Raw genomic sequence first — 17,457 nt, forward strand, 5'->3', positions numbered from 1 at the left:
GCAAGCACTTAAGGCTTAGATAGCGGCCGATTTCACGTGCTGCCATAACTCAAATAGGTGCTGCGTCGCTTCCATGTATTGCGGATATTCGCTGAATTTTTGGCGTAATTCCGCATTCATGTTGAAGACATCATCACTCAATTCCCAATACAAAACGGTCGTATAGAGCATTGCTTTAAGAGTTTTGCATACTTGCTGCTCATAGATGACTTCTATCTCAACTAACAGATCCTGTCTTTGAGCTTCGTTGGCGATACCTTGCTTAATGGATGCCACCAGGCGCTGGTAGGGTTCATGCTGCGTTAAGCTGACCATTACCGCAGGGGTTGCTTTAGCTAAAGGAATAAGCGCCTGTTCGATGATTGCCAACCAATTTTCTTTGGTCAAATCGCTGTCACTAATGCTGGTAAAATCGGAACGTATTTGTTTCTCAACCGAAGCCTGTGACTTTTTAAGGACAGAACGAACCTTTTGAAACGGCAGTTGATGCTCTTTACACAGATCAACAATGAGTGCGTGAAAGCCACCACCCGGTAAATGAAGGTTTTCTTTGAATATTGAAATGGCTTGTTCTTGTTGCTCTGTCAGTGCGCTCATTGTGTATTTTATCCATCGAAGCAATAATCTGCCGTAAGGCTAGAGATTTTCTGGTCTCGATTCAAGTACCCCATCACAACAATTTCCCTAACTCGGCATGAAAACAAAAAAGCGGATGAAAAACGCAGAGTCATTCTGCCCATTTCTATCCGCTACTTTATTTAGATCCATACCTTATAGTACGTACCCATCAACATTCAATATGCAGGTTTTACTTAACCACAGCATCTACAGGTGTTTCTGCAGGCGCTGCGCCATCTTGCTTACGTTGTCTGTCTTGTAGGCTTTTCACTACATAAACAGGCCTTGCCTTGGACTCAATAAAAATTCGCCCAATGTATTCGCCCAACAGGCCGATACTCAACAGCTGAATGCCCCCCAAAGCTAATTGCACAACCATTATAGTTGGGTAGCCTGACACGGTTTCACCAAAAACCATGGTTTTAACCACAATGAACCCACCAAAAATGAGCGCACCAAGCGCAACAATCGAGCCAAAGAAAGTCGCCAGTCGAAGAGGCCTGATAGAGAAGGAGGTGATGCCATCGACAGCTAAACCAAGCAGTTTAAAATAATTCCACTTCGTTTCGCCTGCGCAGCGAGAATCACGTTGATATTGAATCGTCGCGTGCTCAAAGCCCGGCCACATAAACAAACCTTTCATGTATCGGTTACGTTCAGGCAGTTCATTAATGTGTTCCACTACTCTGCGGCTCAATAGGCGAAAATCTCCGACGTTTTCGGGGATATTATTCTTAACTAACGAGTTCAACAGTCGATAGAAAAGCGCCGCAGACGCGCGCTTCATGCGTGTTTCACCTAAACGCTCGCTACGCTGCATATTTACGACATCATAGCCTTCGCGCCACTTCGCGATCATGTCCGGGATAAGCTCTGGCGGATCTTGTAAATCAGCATCAAGCAAGATAACCGTTTGACCTCTGCAGTACTTCAAACCCGCACTCATTGCCGCTTCTTTGCCAAAATTTCGGCTCAATACGATGCTTCTAGTACACGTAATTTCGTCACTAAAGCCATCAATCACTTCATGGCTTTTATCGGTGCTGCCATCATCGATATACACAATTTCGCAAGATTCAGGCAGTTCATTTAAAACCTTAACGAGCCTGGCATGGAGAATAGGCAAAACGGTTTTTTCATTAAAGTAGGGAACAATAACCGACAGCAGAATTTCATCGTTATCTTTGCCGCTCTTTACTAATTCCACTTCATTTCCTTTCAAACTATATTTATCCAAATCGATACTTCACTCACCTATACCGTACGAATACCACAATAATGGATAAATGTGAGGAAAATAAGGAGGAAGTGATAAGTAAACACTATATTAGCTAAAGATTGAATTTAAAATAATTTTATATGGAATCATTTTGATTGTTATTTACACAAAATATAATAGGTAAAATGAAAAACTCTCATTGATCATACGCTTGAAACATAAACGCTCAGCGAGGGAAGAATAAACACACCGTCAATACTCACATATTGTTACACTCTTTCTTCATAGGCCTATTTTGGCTGATATCCACTATTTATTTAAAAGCTCAAACCATTTTATTTAAAGCACTTAACTAGACTCTACGTAGCCATAATTCGCATCACAATAACGCAACCTAATTCATTAATAAGTAAGACTTTGTGGTAACATCGCCGACATTATCTGACTGCTGATACGCTGTTTTCAGTCCTCTAAGGAAGCGACGACATGATTCAGGCAAAACAATTAATGCCAATGACGTTAGTAGTGGCCGCCCTCGCGACAGGCTTCTATGCACAAGACCTGCTGACTTTGGTCAAACCCTCTAACGACCCTATCGACCTTTCCCAATATTGCCACCTAAGTAATGAGACCTGTACTCAAGAAGACATGAGCGCGCAACTTGAGCAAAATGTCCTTCACCCCTTAAAGCCAACCGTTTTATCCGTAAACTGGCCTAACAGTGATGCCGAACAATTGCGGCTAGAACTCAATGGTATGGAGATGGAAATGGGCACTCTGCGCTTCCAACTTGATAGAAATGAAGAAGGGGTGTACCAAGGCATTTTATTGTTGCCAGTATGCACCACAGACAACATGACTTGGTTAGGGCAGATCACAGGAAATAATCAAAAAATGAACGTTGCAATAAGGATGGAACGATGAATAAAAACTGGTCACTCGTCATTGTTGTTGCGTTTGCGCTCGGTTTAGGCACTAAGGCCTACATAGATGAACAAGCAAAAGTACGAGTAGAAACACAGCAAACGCACGCGAACTCCATTAATGGCCTATTGGTAGGAAAAGACAATAAAAGCATTGATATTTTCGATGGCGAAGACACTCGCGTTCGTGTTGTTTATTTTGGTTTTACGCGCTGCGCAGATGTATGCCCAACGTCACTTGCCATGCTTGCTGGTGCGCTAAATGAGTTAGACCCACAACAATTGAACCAATTTAGGCCTATGTTTATCTCGCTCGATCCTGAGAGAGATGGCGCCGAAGACTCTGCAACCTATGCCCACTATTTTCATCCAAATATCGAAGGGTTATCAGCTCCTTTAACGGTAACCAAACCATTGGCTGACAAATATGGCGTGATCTTTCGTAAAACCGAAATGAAAGACTCTGCAATGAAATACACACTTGATCACAGCTCTTATTTCTATTTTCTAAAACCAGATGGAACCCTGATCTCCAAAGTTCCACACACTTTATCACCAGCACCTATTGTTGCGGCGATGACCTCCATAATGAAGGAACAATAATGAAACTTAAGCCTCTACTGTTAACAGCTCTATTGCTAACTCCATTCGCACAGGCGGCGTCTCTTGAACCTCTTGAAGTTCATAACCCTTACGCAAGAGCCACACCGCCCAATGCGCCAGCAAGTGCGGCCTTTATGATGCTGCACAACAACAATGATGTTGCGCGCTACATTGTTTCAGCGACAAGCGCTGCAGCTGAAAAGGTGGAACTACACAACCATGTAAAAGAAGGCGATATGATGAAAATGCGCCAAGTCTCTGAAATTGAGATTCCGGCCAACGGTATGGCGACACTGAAACCAGGAAGCCTACACATCATGTTTTTTGACCTTAAAAAGCCATTTGCTGAAAATGACAGCATTGAGCTTACGCTTACCATGAAAAATGGCGACACCCAAATCATCACAGCTCCGATAAAAAAAGTGATGAAAGGCATGAAGCATAAGCACTAGGCACTAGGCACTAGGCACTAGGCACTAGGCGCTAGGCGCTAGGCAAGAATCAACCTCTAAAACAAGAACAGCGCTGAATCAGCGCTGTTCTTTTATACAACGAACGTATTAACCTTTGCCACTGTTCGTCTTTTGCTTGCTTCCACCTCCGCTGGTCGAAGAAGAAAAAGGTGACGATGAGTTTTCCACCAAAAATTCAAACGTAGCGATATGGCTACGCAAAGTATGAGAAAGCTTGCTGAAATTTACAGGCTTAGACACAAATCCATCCATTCCTACTTCGAAGCAACGTGTTTTTTCTTCCGCCAACACGTTTGCGGTCAGCGCGACGATCGGCACACGAGCAGTGCTGCCAATTTCCATTTTTCGAATCGAGGTTGTCGCTTCAAATCCATCCATAACCGGCATTTGGCAATCCATGAACACCAGGTCGTAATAATTGACGGCACATTTAGACACCGCAATTCGACCATTTTTAGCAATATCAACTTCGACACCTAATCTCTGTAGCATTTTTTTCATCACCACTTGATTAGAAAATTGATCTTCCACCAGCAGTATTTGAATCGCACTATCACGGGAATCAGGCTGTTGCTCTGGTGGCATACCGACATAGTGAGTCATCACGGGTCTCAGTAAACTGAGAACTCGATGCTCCAACTCTTCATTTCGGTATGGGCGGCTTAAATAACTATCAATGCCGTGAGGTTTCAAATCTTGATAATCTAATACCTCCGCAGAGATCATAAGAACCGACGGAATAGGCTCAGGTAACTTTTTATCGAAAGAGGCAGCAAGCTCTACCCCGTCAATCTGCGGCATATTTTTGTCTAACACAATCAGTTGATACGGCATTCCCTCCGATTGAGCGTCCGCCAGCAGTTTGATAACTTGAGTTTCATCGCCACAACTGTGAACATCCAATCCCATTTTAGACAACTGTAATGATGTAATCTTCATATTAAAGGGGCTGTCATCCACCACTAAAGCTCGAGGTAACGTCACCTTGTCGTTCTGATCGTATTGATTCAATGCTTCTTGATGAGTCGCTAAACGCAAAGTAAAAAAGAAATGGCTGCCTAAACCCGGTTCACTGTCGATCTTTAGATCCCCGCCCATCAAACGAACTAAGTGGCGAGAGAGCCCTAACCGAATACCGGTATTTTTCCGACACACAGCCCCGTCACTGTTTTCACAAAACGCTTGCTCAAAAATGGTCTCGTGCTGCTCTTTCGCAATGCCAATACCACTGTCTTTCACTTCTATTAACAGCGTTTCCGAATCATCGTCGTAAGACAGATGCTGTACATCCAGTAAAACATAACCATTTTCAGTAAATTTAACCGCATTGCTGACCAAGTTCCTTAACACTTGACGCAGTCTTGCTTTATCACCCACAAGTTGAGGATTAATACTCGAGTCCACCGTGCACTGAAACAATAACTCCTTCTCTGTGGCCACAGCCCTAAAAGAGGCATCGATATCTGCAACCATTTCAGCGATATTAATCATGCCTGTACACAGAGATAATTCGCCGACTTCAATTTGAGACAAATCGTGAATGTCATTCACCAGATCTTGCAAACTCTCAGCCGTGTGTTGCAGCAAACCGATGTATTCATCAAGCTCAGTTTCACTTGGCTTCTCTTTTAGCAAACTAATCAAGCCAAAAACACCGTTTAAAGAAGTCCGAATTTCATGACTGACTGTCGCCATTGATTCACTTTTCCGCTTTTTGGCGTCTTCGGCCTCTAAGCAACGATCAGACAACTCCAAGAAAGTATTTCGAATTCGGTTAACTGAATGGTTATACCTTTGGATAAAAAGAGTAACTTCATCTTTAAATAGACGGGATTGCAGTTTTATTTTTTTCGGTAGGCGGTCACCATCCATTTCTTCCACTTGGTTAGCTAACTGCTTTACCGGAACGATAATGCTCTTTTCTAAATAAAGATAGAAACCAAGTAGGATAAAAATAGCGAGCAATGCCTGAGTAGAAAAGACACGTCTGAGATGCTCAGCATCAGTCGCGATGGAAAGAGGCGACGCCAGATGGACCGTCATTTTACTGGTGATAGTGATACCGGTATTATTCTCGGTCAAAATAGGCCAGGTAATAACTTGGCTTGATTCCGAGCCCCCCCCTAAGCTGACCAATTCATGCCAATTATTGAATACGGTCACTGACTGCACTTCTGGTAAACGATAAAGCTCTTTTGCGATCCGCTCTGTCTGATACTCATCAGCAGTGATTAAGCTTTGCTTGAGTCTTGATACATAGTGAGAATCGATCGAAGCGATAACGGCATCACTGCGTGATACTCCACGCTGATAATCCCAAAACGAGTCCGCCAATGTAGAGGTAATAGCAAACAAGCTCCCAGCCAAGGTAAGCCCTATAAGCAATTGTGTTGCAAGACCCAGCCGAATCTTGGTGTTCAATAAGCCACGAGATAATGCCATCTGAAAGCCTGCTTATTTTTAGTTTTTATGACTTAAGCATAGACGCTAATTAGATGAGAATTGTTACGAATTGACGAACTCAGCCCTAGCCCAAATGACGACTAGCTTGATTTTGCATTAAATTCAACTAGATGCATAAGTAAATGGATTGTGTCTTTTTTTATTACGCCCCATCGCTCGAGTAACAAATCAGTGCCATCCACACCATTCAAAATAGATCATTAAATCAACATTAAACTCCACTTATATTAACCTCAACCTTATATAAAAGATAAATTTTAACCACTTTATAGACAAATTCACCATTAGCGCTATCATAGCCACGATTCTCTTCTTGTAGAGAGAATACGACTACAATTTAAAAAGTACAGGGACTGATATGAATAATAATTCATCTATGCTGATGAGATTTGCCAATGGTAACTTGGTCTACCAAATCTTATTCGGTATCTTTTTTGGTGTGATGCTTGCCATTTTTTCACCAGAAACCGCCGTTAGCGCTCAACTACTGGGTAGCCTCTTTGTGGGAGCCTTGAAAGCCGTTGCCCCCATTCTGGTTTTCATTCTAGTTGCCGCGTCGATTGCTAATCAAAAGAAAAATCAACACACCAACATGCGCCCAATTATTGGGCTTTACCTAGCAGGTACTCTTTTTGCTTCTCTTACAGCCGTTGTAATGAGTTTTGCATTTCCAACCACTTTAACACTTGCTGCGGGCGCTCAAGGCGCAACACCACCACAAGGCATTGCTGAAGTGCTGCACACCTTGCTATTTAAGCTTGTCGACAACCCAGTAAACGCACTGATGAACGCAAACTACATCGGTATTCTTGCTTGGGCGGTGGCTTTAGGTTTAGCGCTTCATCATGCCTCTGATACCACTAAAGCCGTGTTTGAAGACTTAAGCCAAGGCGTATCTCAAATCGTACGCTTTATCATTCGTTTAGCTCCATTCGGTATTTTCGGCTTGGTTGCTGCAACGTTTGCTACCACCGGTTTTGGTGCCATCATGGGTTACGCACAATTACTGATGGTATTGCTTGGTTCTATGGCGTTCATGGCGCTTGTCGTTAACCCTGCGATGGTTTACTTCAAAATACGCCAAAACCCCTACCCGCTAGTATTTCAATGCCTACGTGAAAGTGGCGTAACCGCATTTTTCACCCGTTCAAGTGCCGCGAATATTCCTGTCAACATGAACTTGTGTAAAAAGCTGGATCTTCACGAAGACACTTATTCAGTGTCTATCCCGCTAGGCGCAACCATTAACATGGGTGGCGCTGCCATCACGATTACCGTGCTAACACTTGCTGCCGTACATACGATGGGCATTCAAATCGATATTATGACGGCTCTATTGCTAAGTATTGTCGCTGCAGTATCAGCTTGTGGTGCTTCTGGGGTTGCTGGTGGCTCTCTACTGCTCATTCCACTTGCTTGTGGCCTATTTGGTATTTCCAATGACGTGGCAATGCAGGTCGTTGCGGTAGGCTTTATCATTGGTGTAATCCAAGATTCTGCTGAAACGGCGCTCAATAGCTCAACAGACGTGGTGTTCACAGCAGCCGTGTGCCAAGCAGAAGAAGCCAAGAACAACGCATAATGGCTGCTCTCATTGAATCACGGTTGATAAGCACCAAACGATGCTGATAAGCCATGATTTAGATAGGCCATAACAAAAAGCCCGCATACAGTTTTCAGTATGCGGGCTTTTTTAATGCTTCGACTTTCAATGGGTAGATGTAGCGTATCCCGCACGTTATGAGGACGTTTGTTGCATCCCTTGACTGTAATTTGGGGGCGAGGCTTGAGTTTGTGGCTCCTGCCCTTTTTGTTGTCCTGCTGAATCAGAAGATGGCGGCATCATAAATTCATCACCATCAACATCAGGAAAATACGTCTCACGTTTGTACATCTTATTCAGTGCTTTTATCACGGAGTGCTTCTTGATTTTATTCTCTTTCATCCGAATAAGAATTGGCTTAGATACCCCTTGTAAGCCAACGATAGAGTCGATCTCAATCTTGCTTGAAATCTCATCCCTACGCTTTTTGGCTTTTTCATAACCAAATTGCGCTGACAAGTATAACCAAATATAGGAAAGCGCGTATCCGTGGTCAGTATCGACTTTAGCCCACAATTCACCGGCTCGATATTGCGCACGTCCATTACCTGTTTCAGCGGCGACTTCCAACCAATAAGATGCTCGAACAAAGCTTTGCTCAACGCCGACCCCTTTCTCATAGTCCTGAGCTAAACGTATCATGCCCTCAACGGAGTTTAACTGTGCCGCACGATAATGCCACTCTGCCGACGCCAAAGGGTTAGGATTAGGATTTGAATCCGCCACACACCAGTCACCCATGTATAACTGGGCATCGATAATGTCTTCGTTAGCGACTTCTTCAATCATCACAATAGCAGCTTCAATGTTCTGATCGACACCCAGCCCTTTCAACAAGCATAAACCCGCTTCAAACTGAGCGTGTTTATCACCACCACGAGCTTGAATTACTTTTGTCCAGTATTTTGATTTTAGCTTTAGTACCGGATGCTCTGAATGCTTCTCACATAATCGAACCATGCTGTACATCGCGATTTCATTGTCAGCTAGCGAGGCGCGTTCATACCAATGCAAGGCTTCTCTTAAGTTATGCGATTCTGCTTCTTTAGCTAAAAACAGCTGCGTTGGCACATGGCCCGTCTCTGCCTTATATATTCTTTCTTGGCTTTCACGTTCGCGAGCCGCGAGCATCGCTTTACGATAAGCCGCTTCTCTAGCCAGTTTTTCTGCTTGCTCTCGCTTTTTTTTCGCCGACAAAGAAAACAACCATATCACGACCAAAAGAAGTGAAATAGCGCCGGCGCCAATCGCGATAGTAATTATATTCATAGGTCACTGTATAAGGTTTATATCCCCTATAGTGTAACGGTATTAGGGGAAGTTTATTAAACAATTTAGCTCTGAATATTGAAGGGGGTTGTCATTTAGCTAACGTGATTCAGCGTAGAAATGGGTTATTGGTTGATATAAAAGAGGATTTAAAGTGGGGAAAGCCATGGCTCAAATGAACCATGGCTTTGTAATAATCAGTTACTGTGTATTTGTGCTATTAACCGCTTTCACAAACACCGATTGCGCGTCTTTAATATTCAGCGCTTTAGCTTCATCAAGCAGGCTTAAGGCTTTCGGAATATTGCCGCTTTCTACCGCAGTTTTTATGGCATTGTGGTAGTAGGTTTGGGTTTCATCTGTAGCGGATATAGAGTTTTTGGTCTCTGTAGTAGTTTCTTTTATATCTACGGCTGAAAGTGCAGCTTCTTCTCCATAATAAGTCGTTCTTTCAACTTCATTACTTGAAACTGGCTCTAATGATACCTCAACCAAACCACTGTAACTATGGGCTGCAACTGGATCATCAATTGCTGGTGGATCGACACGTTTTGCTATTGCAAAAGCTTTTGCTGGGTGGATAAGTACAGTGCTATCTGACACATCTTGATCTGTTGTATAAATCAAAGCGTACACTTTAGATACATCGCTACCAAAAGACAGGACAACTTCACCTTCTAGCACTTCTCCAGCAATAAAGTCATTACGATCATAATCAAACGCTGCAGATTTATACTTGCGTAACAATTTAAAATTTTGATCATAAATAGCTAAATTAGGAGCAAAGACGGACAGATTCTTTACAGGGCTTGAGATGCTTAGCTTGCTTGAACGCCCATCATTATCAAAAACAAAGCCCGCAACAGGGCTAACAATGTCCATACTATGTAAACGCTGACTATCAGTGTTGATATCAAAACTAAAAGAGCTAGATAGCTCAACTGGATTCCAGTTGATTTGACGAACGTTAGACACTTGTTGCATTTCAGCACTTTGTGGTGTCGTCGTTACATCAGTAGTCGATGCGCAGCCAAACAACGTAAATACGCTAAGAGTAGAGATTAGAACACTTTTCATCAGGTTTCCTTTTATACAAATAGCCAGCAAGTGCTGGCTATTATCTATGTTATTGACTCTAAACAGTTCTTAGCTTACCACCAAGCTTCGATCTGTGCGCCAACCATCATATCGTTTTTCTCTTTAACTTGGTCGCCACCGTACATGCTTGCAAATACACGGATTGCAGGACGAGCCCAGAAACTTGAACCAGCTTGCCATTGTTGAGCAAGAGTAATCTTATTCAAGTCTTCTGATTTATCCATCCACGGGTCATCTTGAACGTAGTAACCAGCTTCAAGAACTGTGCTCATAGTATCAGACCATTTGTATGATGGGCGTACAACTGCGTTATAACGAGTACCTTTTTTGTCTGAACCTGGGTTGTCTAACTGAGAATAAATGAATGAGTATCCAAGATCCCACTTATCACCTTCAATCACACCCCAATCAATGATACGTACTGACTTACGGCCTTTTTGACCTTGCTCCATGTTGTAGCCAATACCCATGTGGCTGTTTACACCGTAACCATCCCATGCAAAGCCTTCTGTGCTGTATTGAACAACAAACTTATTGAAGCCACCGAAAAAGTTACCTTGCGTATGTTCAACTGTTAAGTTGTAACCAACTTCATCAAGTCCCCAGTCACCTACATTTGGAGATGATGTACCATCTGAAATTGCATTCTTTTGAGCGTCTGTGTAACTTGGTTTAGCAATAAAGAATGTGAAATCTAGCGTGCCATTTTCATTTACTTGCAAACCATTATAACGAAGATCAAGCGTAGGAGCAGAAGCGTAAACTTGAGTATCTTCTAAGCCTTTTGTTTCATCTTCTGGCGTTGTAGGATCATCTTTAACTGAAAGTGGCGCTTTCCATTTACGGTTAAATACTGCCGCAGAAAATTTACCCGGGCCCACATCAATGTTTTCCAGACCGATACCATCACCAGACGTATTCACGTAATACATATCTAGGATATGCACGTCTTTACGACCATAGTAACGCTTACCAGCCCACAAGCTCATTCCGTTTTCCATTGAGTAATCAACCCATGCTTCACGGAAAGAAGCACGCTGACCACTCCAAGGGTCATTCATTTCACCAATACCTTGGAAAGAACTACCACGAGTATCGCGTTGGTTAGCACCATCTTCAGCAGTACCAAACGCTAATAAAGTATGTGCATTAAATGTGTTACCATCTTTATCGTACAATTTATTAGCATTAAGAATGAACTCACCGTACATGTCACTTTCATCGCCAAGACGACCAACAACATGCGCACCAGGGCCACCGTTACCGTAGCTATACTGAGAACCACCATCTACGTTGAAGCCCATACCAGCACGCATGTATCCGTGATAATCCACTTCAGCAGCAAATGTTGCGCTAGATAGTAAAGCTGTGCCCACTGCAGCAGCTATTACGCTTACTTTCTTCAATGACATCGTTATCTCCTTAACGATTAATTTATTATTCTTCTCTTTTGATTAGTGGGCTCTTACAGGTAACAAGGCAGTAATTACCTATAAAAGCACTAATTTTTAAGATTCAGAGTTTTTGTTCCACGAGAGACATACTATTGCGAATAAGGAGATAACAGGTCCTCCACCCCGAGTATAATTAGGGGGGAGTAGAAAGGAGGAGAAAAACCCGTCACAGTGCTTTTTGCGGGTGATATCACTAATTAGGGTGTGAGTTTGATACCACATTCAATTTTACAGATCTACATAATGAGAGGCCGTTCAAAGATCTGCTATGGTGAGGAGATAAAAAAGAAATAAACTTTCATTTTAAAAAATGTATTTAGGTGGTTGCGTCTCATCGCTAAAACTCATATTTTTAGACCATAAGATAAAACAACAATATTAAGAATAATCATGGATACGAATCAAGCACGCCCTTACCCTTTGGGTGCGACCTTAGATAGCAGTGGATGTAACTTCTCGATACATGCACCCGATAGCGAAAAAATTTCACTGGTTCTATTTAAAGACAACGACGAATTCGAAACGTTCGAATTAAATAGTGGAAAGTTAGGCATTAAGTACACCTACGTCGCCAATATCCAAGCAGGGCAAAGATACGCTTACATTGTTGAACATAACGATGAGCCGCTTCTTATCTCCGATCCGTACGCACGAGCACTCGATAAGCCATTACATTACCAACCTCCGTTTACAGCCGATAAAAGCTGGCATATCGCTAAGTCTGTCGTCGTGGATAACCAATTCGATTGGCAAGGGGTGCACTCACCTAACCGACCAATAGACGAAGTGATCTTATTTGAGACTCATGTTAAAGGGGCAACGAAGCTGCACCCAGAACTAACCGAACACGAACAAGGCCGTTATTTGGGCCTCGCAAACCCAGCGATGCTCAACTTCTTCAGTCAACAAGGTGTTAATACCGTGCAACTGTTGCCAATTACCGCCTGTATGCACGAACCTCACTTACTTGAACAAGAACGTGTCAACTATTGGGGATACAATCCATATGTATTTATGGCGCCAGACCCAAGGTACGCCTACCAAGATGCCGTCACAGAACTCAAAACGACAATAAGAGAGCTCCACCGCAATGGCGTTGAAGTTGTGATGGATGTGGTATACAACCACACAGCAGAGTCAGGCGACGGTGGTCCAATATTTAACCTCAAGATGCTTGATGGCAAACATTACCTACGTCACGATCACCACTTTTCAAATTACACAGGCTGTGGTAATACGTTAGATTTAACCCACCAGCCAACCTTGAACCTCGTAATGGACACCCTACGTTACTGGGTTAAAGAATTCCATATCGATGGCTTCCGCTTTGATTTAGCCGCAACTCTTGGGCGCAATCACGACAGCTTTAATGCTCAGGCTTCTTTTTTCCAAGCGGTAGGACAAGACCCCGTCTTACGTGAAGTTAAGCTAATTGCAGAACCTTGGGATATTGGCCCTAATGGCTATCAAGTTGGTAATTTCCCTGATGGTTGGAACGAATGTAATGATAAGTTCCGCGATATTACTCGTAGCTTCTGGCGTGGCGATCATGGCTATCTAAAAGAATTTGCCACCCGCATTATGGGATCTCGTGATATCTACTCAGCAAGTCGCTGGCCTGAAAAACTCACGGTTAACTACATCACCTATCACGATGGCTTTACCCTACAAGATTTGGTTTCTTATAAACATAAGAACAACATCAAGAATGGGGAGGGAAACCGAGACGGCCACGGTGACAACCGATCTGACAACTACGGTATTGAAGGCGAAACCAGCAATATGCTGATCAAAGCCACCCGTGAGAAGCAAAAACGCAACTTCATGGCCAGCTTACTGTTCGGTTTTGGTATTCCGCATATTCTTACTGCCGATGTGCTTTCCCACAGCCAAAATGGTAACAACAACGCATACTGCCAAGACAACGAACTTAGCTGGCTAAATTGGGAACTTAACGACACAGAGCAACACTTTAAGGATTGGTTAGCTGAATTAGTCGCAGCAAGAAAACAATACATGCTGCCATTCATCAAAGCTTTTAGTGGACCAAGCCGCAATGACAACCGCGTAAATTGGCGCCGTCCTGATGGCGAAATGATGAGCCATGATGATTGGAATCGGCTACGTGCTATTTCTCTACAACTTGGGATTGGCAAAGATGGGGATGAACTGATTTACCTGATCAACCAATCAACAGTGCCTGCTCGCTATAAGCTTCCGTCTCAAGAAGACAAACAATGGCGATTAGTGTGTGACACCACTTTACATAAATCCGATGAGGGCATTGTAAAAGGTGAACAACTCGTTGAACCAATGTCGATGACTATTTTGCTTTGTTCTAATCCATAGAGCGGCATGCACAACGCATCCACTAAATAGGCTTGATGTATTATCAGCCTATTTTTTTGTCTAAGAAAGACGAGCAATCGAACCAGCATTGGGCGAAGATTAAAGGTTAGCGGTGCGTACTGGCAAAAACACTTCTCCTAACATACAACGAACACTGCCACCGCCAATTTGTTCGATAGTGCTAACATCGAAAGCAAGTAACTTACCATGACCGGAAAGTTGCTTTTTTTGTGCCTTAGAGAAGCTGTTAAACGCAGAGGCAGACATCGCAAGAACTCGCCCACCATTCACCGTTTCCAGTTGCAGAATGTTACCGCAAAAGTTCAGCATTTGTTGGTAGGAAATGGAAATGATCTGCTTATGTTTCGCAAGAGAACGTAATACAAATCGGCGCTCAAACTCCGGAATAAGTTCATCACAAATAACACAAAATGACTCCCCTACTGCCATCATCACATTGGTGTGATATACAGGGCTGCCAGAGGGAAGTTGAGTTTGAAAACTCACTACTCTAGAGTAACCAAGCAGCTCGGCATATTCTTCCAGCAACGCTCGGTCACAACGCGCCGACAAGGCCGCATAAATGGTTTTATTTAGATGATCTTTAACCATGACTCCAGTGCTTTCTAAATGCGCCTCACCGTCACTCAGTGCTCTTACATCATGATGGCTTGCCATGACACGACCACTGGATAAAAAAGCCTGTTGCAACTGTTCTATGCGCACTTCATTCTGGCGATTCTTACACGCCATCGGAAAGGTAAAGACCAGCCCTGTTGACGTAGTGGAAAACCAGTTATTCGGAAAAACGGCATCTGGCGTGGCAACATCACTAATATGATAGTCAAGCTCGATCACCTGAACTCCCTCAGATCTTAGCCTTGTTACCATCGACTGGTATTCTTTCATCGCTTGAGCGGTGATCTGCTGCTGAGTCAAATTCAGGCTATGTTGAAATTCGTTGTCTTGCGCCGTTTGTGCATTAAAAGCAAACTCTTTTGGTGGCACCATAACCACCGCGTTAGCGGCATGTTGAGTGAGCACCTCTTGTGTTAGGTTTCGCATTTCAGGGGAAGACTGCAACATAGAACATCCATAAATTAATGAGCAAGAAAGCTCAATTGTAATCAGAATGTTAAATAAGGTTTACCTGAAGTCGCTCGATTTCTTACTGACTTTTGGTAATAATTGCTGTCATAACTATCAATAACCGTAAAAAAACCTGCTATATTGCAGAGTAAATCATTCCTTCAACCATTCATTGTGACAAATTGAATTGACCATACGTCTAATTTCGTTACAAATTACCAACTTTGCGGTAGGCTAAACCATAAGCACACTGCTTCTTTTCCCACCAATAATAATTCAAACCAAATGTTCAACTTGTCTTCGTCAAACGTGATGGAGATTCGATGCTAGGAATCACTATATGTTCAAAAAATTCGAAAGTTTTACCCAAGCTTTCCCCAAAGAAGATCCCGAACAACCCCCAAAAGGCATATTGGCTTTTTGTCGTCACTATACTCGTGGGTTTGAAAAACCATTACTGGCAATGGCGTTGCTCAGTACTACTGTAGCCATCATTGAGGTCTCTCTATTTGGCTTTATGGGCCAATTGGTCGACTGGTTAAGTACGAGCAACCCTGAGACATTCTGGCAGGAAAACAGCACAACCCTAATCGGTGTGGCGGTGTTACTGCTGGTGGTCATGCCGATTTTGGTTACCATTTACTCTCTCACTGTTCACCAAACTCTGCTTGGCAACTACCCAATGTCTATTCGTTGGTTAGCTCATCGATACTTACTTAAACAAAGTGTGTCGTTCTATCAAGATGACTTTGCAGGCCGAATAGCCACAAAAGTGATGCAAACCTCATTGGCGGTGCGTGAAACCGTGATGAAAACCTTTGATGTCTTTGTGTACGTCTCGGTTTATTTCACCTCCATGTTGGTGATACTCGCACAAGCAGATATTCGCTTAATGATCCCTTTACTGATTTGGTTATGCGCTTACATTGGCATTCAGGTCTACTTCGTGCCGAAATTGAAAAAAGTCGCTTCACTACAGGCCGATGCTCGCTCAACCATGACCGGTCGTATTGTCGACAGCTACACCAACATCTCGACAGTAAAACTGTTTTCACATAGCCAGCGAGAGCTTGAATACGCTGAAGAAGGCATGGAAGAGTTCCTAGGTACCGTAAAAAGTCAGATGCGCTTAGTCACAGGTTTCGATGTGTGTGTCGAAATCGCTAACTACCTATTGGTATTCAGTGTTGCCGCCATGTCTATTTTCCTATGGACGGAAAGCGCGATTACCATTGGTGCAATTGCCCTTGCGATCAGTTTAGCACTGCGTATTAACGGCATGTCGATGTGGATCATGTGGGAAGTCGGCGCATTATTTGAAAACATGGGTACCGTTGTCGATGGCATTTCAACCCTGTCAAAACCCGTCAGTATCGAAGACAAACCCAACGCACCCGATATTAAAGTAGAAAAAGGCGGCATTCATTTTGATGACGTGAGCTTCAATTACGGTGAAGATGATAAAGGCGTATTGAATAACCTCAACCTGAACATCAAGCCTGGCGAAAAAGTTGGCTTGGTTGGTCGTTCTGGTGCAGGTAAATCAACGCTGGTCAACTTGCTATTGCGCTTTCACGATGTTGAAAAAGGGGCCATTCGCATTGATGGGCAAAACATCTCTGAAGTAACGCAAGATTCTCTACGCAGTAAAATTGGCATGGTGACGCAAGATACTTCTCTACTTCACCGCTCCATTCGTGACAATATTCTTTACGGCAGGCCCGACGCAGGCGAAGACGCACTGCTAAAAGCAACACAGCAAGCCCATGCCCACGAGTTTATTGAAACCCTAACGGACCCATTTGGCAACGTCGGGTACGATGCACAAGTCGGTGAACGTGGCGTGAAGCTATCAGGTGGGCAACGTCAGCGTATCGCAATTTCTCGTGTGCTGCTAAAAAATGCGCCGTTACTGATATTGGATGAAGCAACATCTGCGTTAGATTCAGAAGTGGAAGCTGCTATTCAAGAAAGCTTAAACGAATTGATGCAGGGTAAAACGGTGATTGCCATTGCACACCGCTTGTCCACCATTGCCGCAATGGATCGCCTCATCGTCCTGGATAAAGGCAATGTTGTTGAGCAAGGTACTCACCAGGAGTTAATTCAATCTGGCGGCATCTACGCACAGCTGTGGGCACACCAAACTGGTGGCTTCATTGGTAAAGATTCGGAACAGAAGGAAGACAATTCAAACAGCTAATCGCAATTGAATTGTCCCCCTGATATTAAAAAGGCTCAAACAACCTATTGTTTGAGCCTTTTCTTTATCGAACTGTTTGCTTACTAATCATTT

Annotated in this window: 13 protein-coding genes; 6 read left to right on the forward strand and 7 right to left on the reverse strand. The window is 43.3% G+C overall.

The features are described 5' to 3' along the window. Positions 1-15: 15 nt before the first annotated feature. Positions 16-597: a hypothetical protein gene (locus tag QWZ04_RS16960; protein ID WP_290329436.1), complete on the reverse strand. Its 582-nt coding sequence runs from the start codon at positions 595-597 to the stop codon at positions 16-18. Between the two features lie 211 nt (positions 598-808). Then, positions 809-1,825: a glycosyltransferase family 2 protein gene (locus tag QWZ04_RS16965; protein ID WP_290329437.1), complete on the reverse strand. Its 1,017-nt coding sequence runs from the start codon at positions 1,823-1,825 to the stop codon at positions 809-811. Between the two features lie 498 nt (positions 1,826-2,323). Here QWZ04_RS16965 and QWZ04_RS16970 point away from each other — a divergent pair, with 498 nt between their 5' ends. The 3 genes from QWZ04_RS16970 to QWZ04_RS16980 are packed head-to-tail and all read left to right on the forward strand — an operon-like array spanning position 2,324 to position 3,815. Then, a complete protein-coding gene (locus QWZ04_RS16970; protein WP_290329438.1) occupies positions 2,324-2,761 on the forward strand; it encodes a hypothetical protein in 438 nt (145 codons plus the stop codon). Further along, complete coding sequence (locus QWZ04_RS16975; protein ID WP_290329439.1) at positions 2,758-3,363, forward strand: SCO family protein; 606 nt, start codon at positions 2,758-2,760, stop codon at positions 3,361-3,363. Before QWZ04_RS16970 ends, QWZ04_RS16975 begins: the two co-directional genes overlap by 4 nt. Further along, on the forward strand, positions 3,363-3,815 hold the full coding sequence (locus QWZ04_RS16980; protein ID WP_290329440.1) for a copper chaperone PCu(A)C: 453 nt from the start codon (positions 3,363-3,365) through the stop codon (positions 3,813-3,815). Before QWZ04_RS16975 ends, QWZ04_RS16980 begins: the two co-directional genes overlap by 1 nt. A 108-nt stretch (positions 3,816-3,923) precedes the next feature. Here the strand turns inward: QWZ04_RS16980 and QWZ04_RS16985 are convergent, their stop codons facing one another. Beyond that, positions 3,924-6,278, reverse strand: a complete 2,355-nt coding sequence (locus QWZ04_RS16985) for a hybrid sensor histidine kinase/response regulator (protein ID WP_290329441.1) — start codon at positions 6,276-6,278, stop codon at positions 3,924-3,926. A gap of 379 nt (positions 6,279-6,657) precedes the next feature. Between QWZ04_RS16985 and sstT the strand changes: the two genes are divergently transcribed. Then, the gene (gene sstT / locus QWZ04_RS16990) at positions 6,658-7,881 is read left to right on the forward strand and encodes a serine/threonine transporter SstT (protein ID WP_290329442.1); all 1,224 of its coding nucleotides are present in this window, start codon (positions 6,658-6,660) and stop codon (positions 7,879-7,881) included. Positions 7,882-8,037: 156 nt separating this feature from the next. On the opposite strand, the gene QWZ04_RS16995 is transcribed toward sstT, so the two are convergent. The 3 genes from QWZ04_RS16995 to QWZ04_RS17005 form a co-directional block, all read right to left on the reverse strand. Beyond that, complete coding sequence (locus QWZ04_RS16995; RefSeq protein ID WP_290329443.1) at positions 8,038-9,171, reverse strand: tetratricopeptide repeat protein; 1,134 nt, start codon at positions 9,169-9,171, stop codon at positions 8,038-8,040. A 201-nt stretch (positions 9,172-9,372) separates the two neighbouring features. Then, positions 9,373-10,248, reverse strand: coding sequence for a MalM family protein (locus QWZ04_RS17000; RefSeq protein ID WP_290329444.1), 876 nt, complete (start codon positions 10,246-10,248; stop codon positions 9,373-9,375). A 74-nt stretch (positions 10,249-10,322) separates the two neighbouring features. After that, positions 10,323-11,681, reverse strand: coding sequence for a carbohydrate porin (locus QWZ04_RS17005; RefSeq protein WP_290329445.1), 1,359 nt, complete (start codon positions 11,679-11,681; stop codon positions 10,323-10,325). A 432-nt stretch (positions 11,682-12,113) separates the two neighbouring features. Between QWZ04_RS17005 and glgX the strand changes: the two genes are divergently transcribed. Beyond that, positions 12,114-14,072 carry a glycogen debranching protein GlgX gene (glgX, locus tag QWZ04_RS17010; protein ID WP_290329446.1) on the forward strand — a complete coding sequence of 653 codons (1,959 nt, stop codon included), beginning with the start codon at positions 12,114-12,116 and terminating at the stop codon, positions 14,070-14,072. Between the two features lie 99 nt (positions 14,073-14,171). Here the strand turns inward: glgX and QWZ04_RS17015 are convergent, their stop codons facing one another. Next, the gene (locus QWZ04_RS17015; RefSeq protein WP_290329447.1) at positions 14,172-15,158 is read right to left on the reverse strand and encodes an arginine deiminase-related protein; all 987 of its coding nucleotides are present in this window, start codon (positions 15,156-15,158) and stop codon (positions 14,172-14,174) included. 343 nt (positions 15,159-15,501) lie between these two features. On the opposite strand from QWZ04_RS17015, the gene QWZ04_RS17020 reads away from it, so the two are divergent. Next, positions 15,502-17,364: an ABC transporter ATP-binding protein gene (locus tag QWZ04_RS17020; protein ID WP_290329448.1), complete on the forward strand. Its 1,863-nt coding sequence runs from the start codon at positions 15,502-15,504 to the stop codon at positions 17,362-17,364. The last annotated feature ends 93 nt before the right edge of the window (positions 17,365-17,457 follow it).

Source organism: Vibrio tapetis subsp. quintayensis (genome assembly GCF_030409945.1).
GTDB lineage: Bacteria > Pseudomonadota > Gammaproteobacteria > Enterobacterales > Vibrionaceae > Vibrio > Vibrio quintayensis.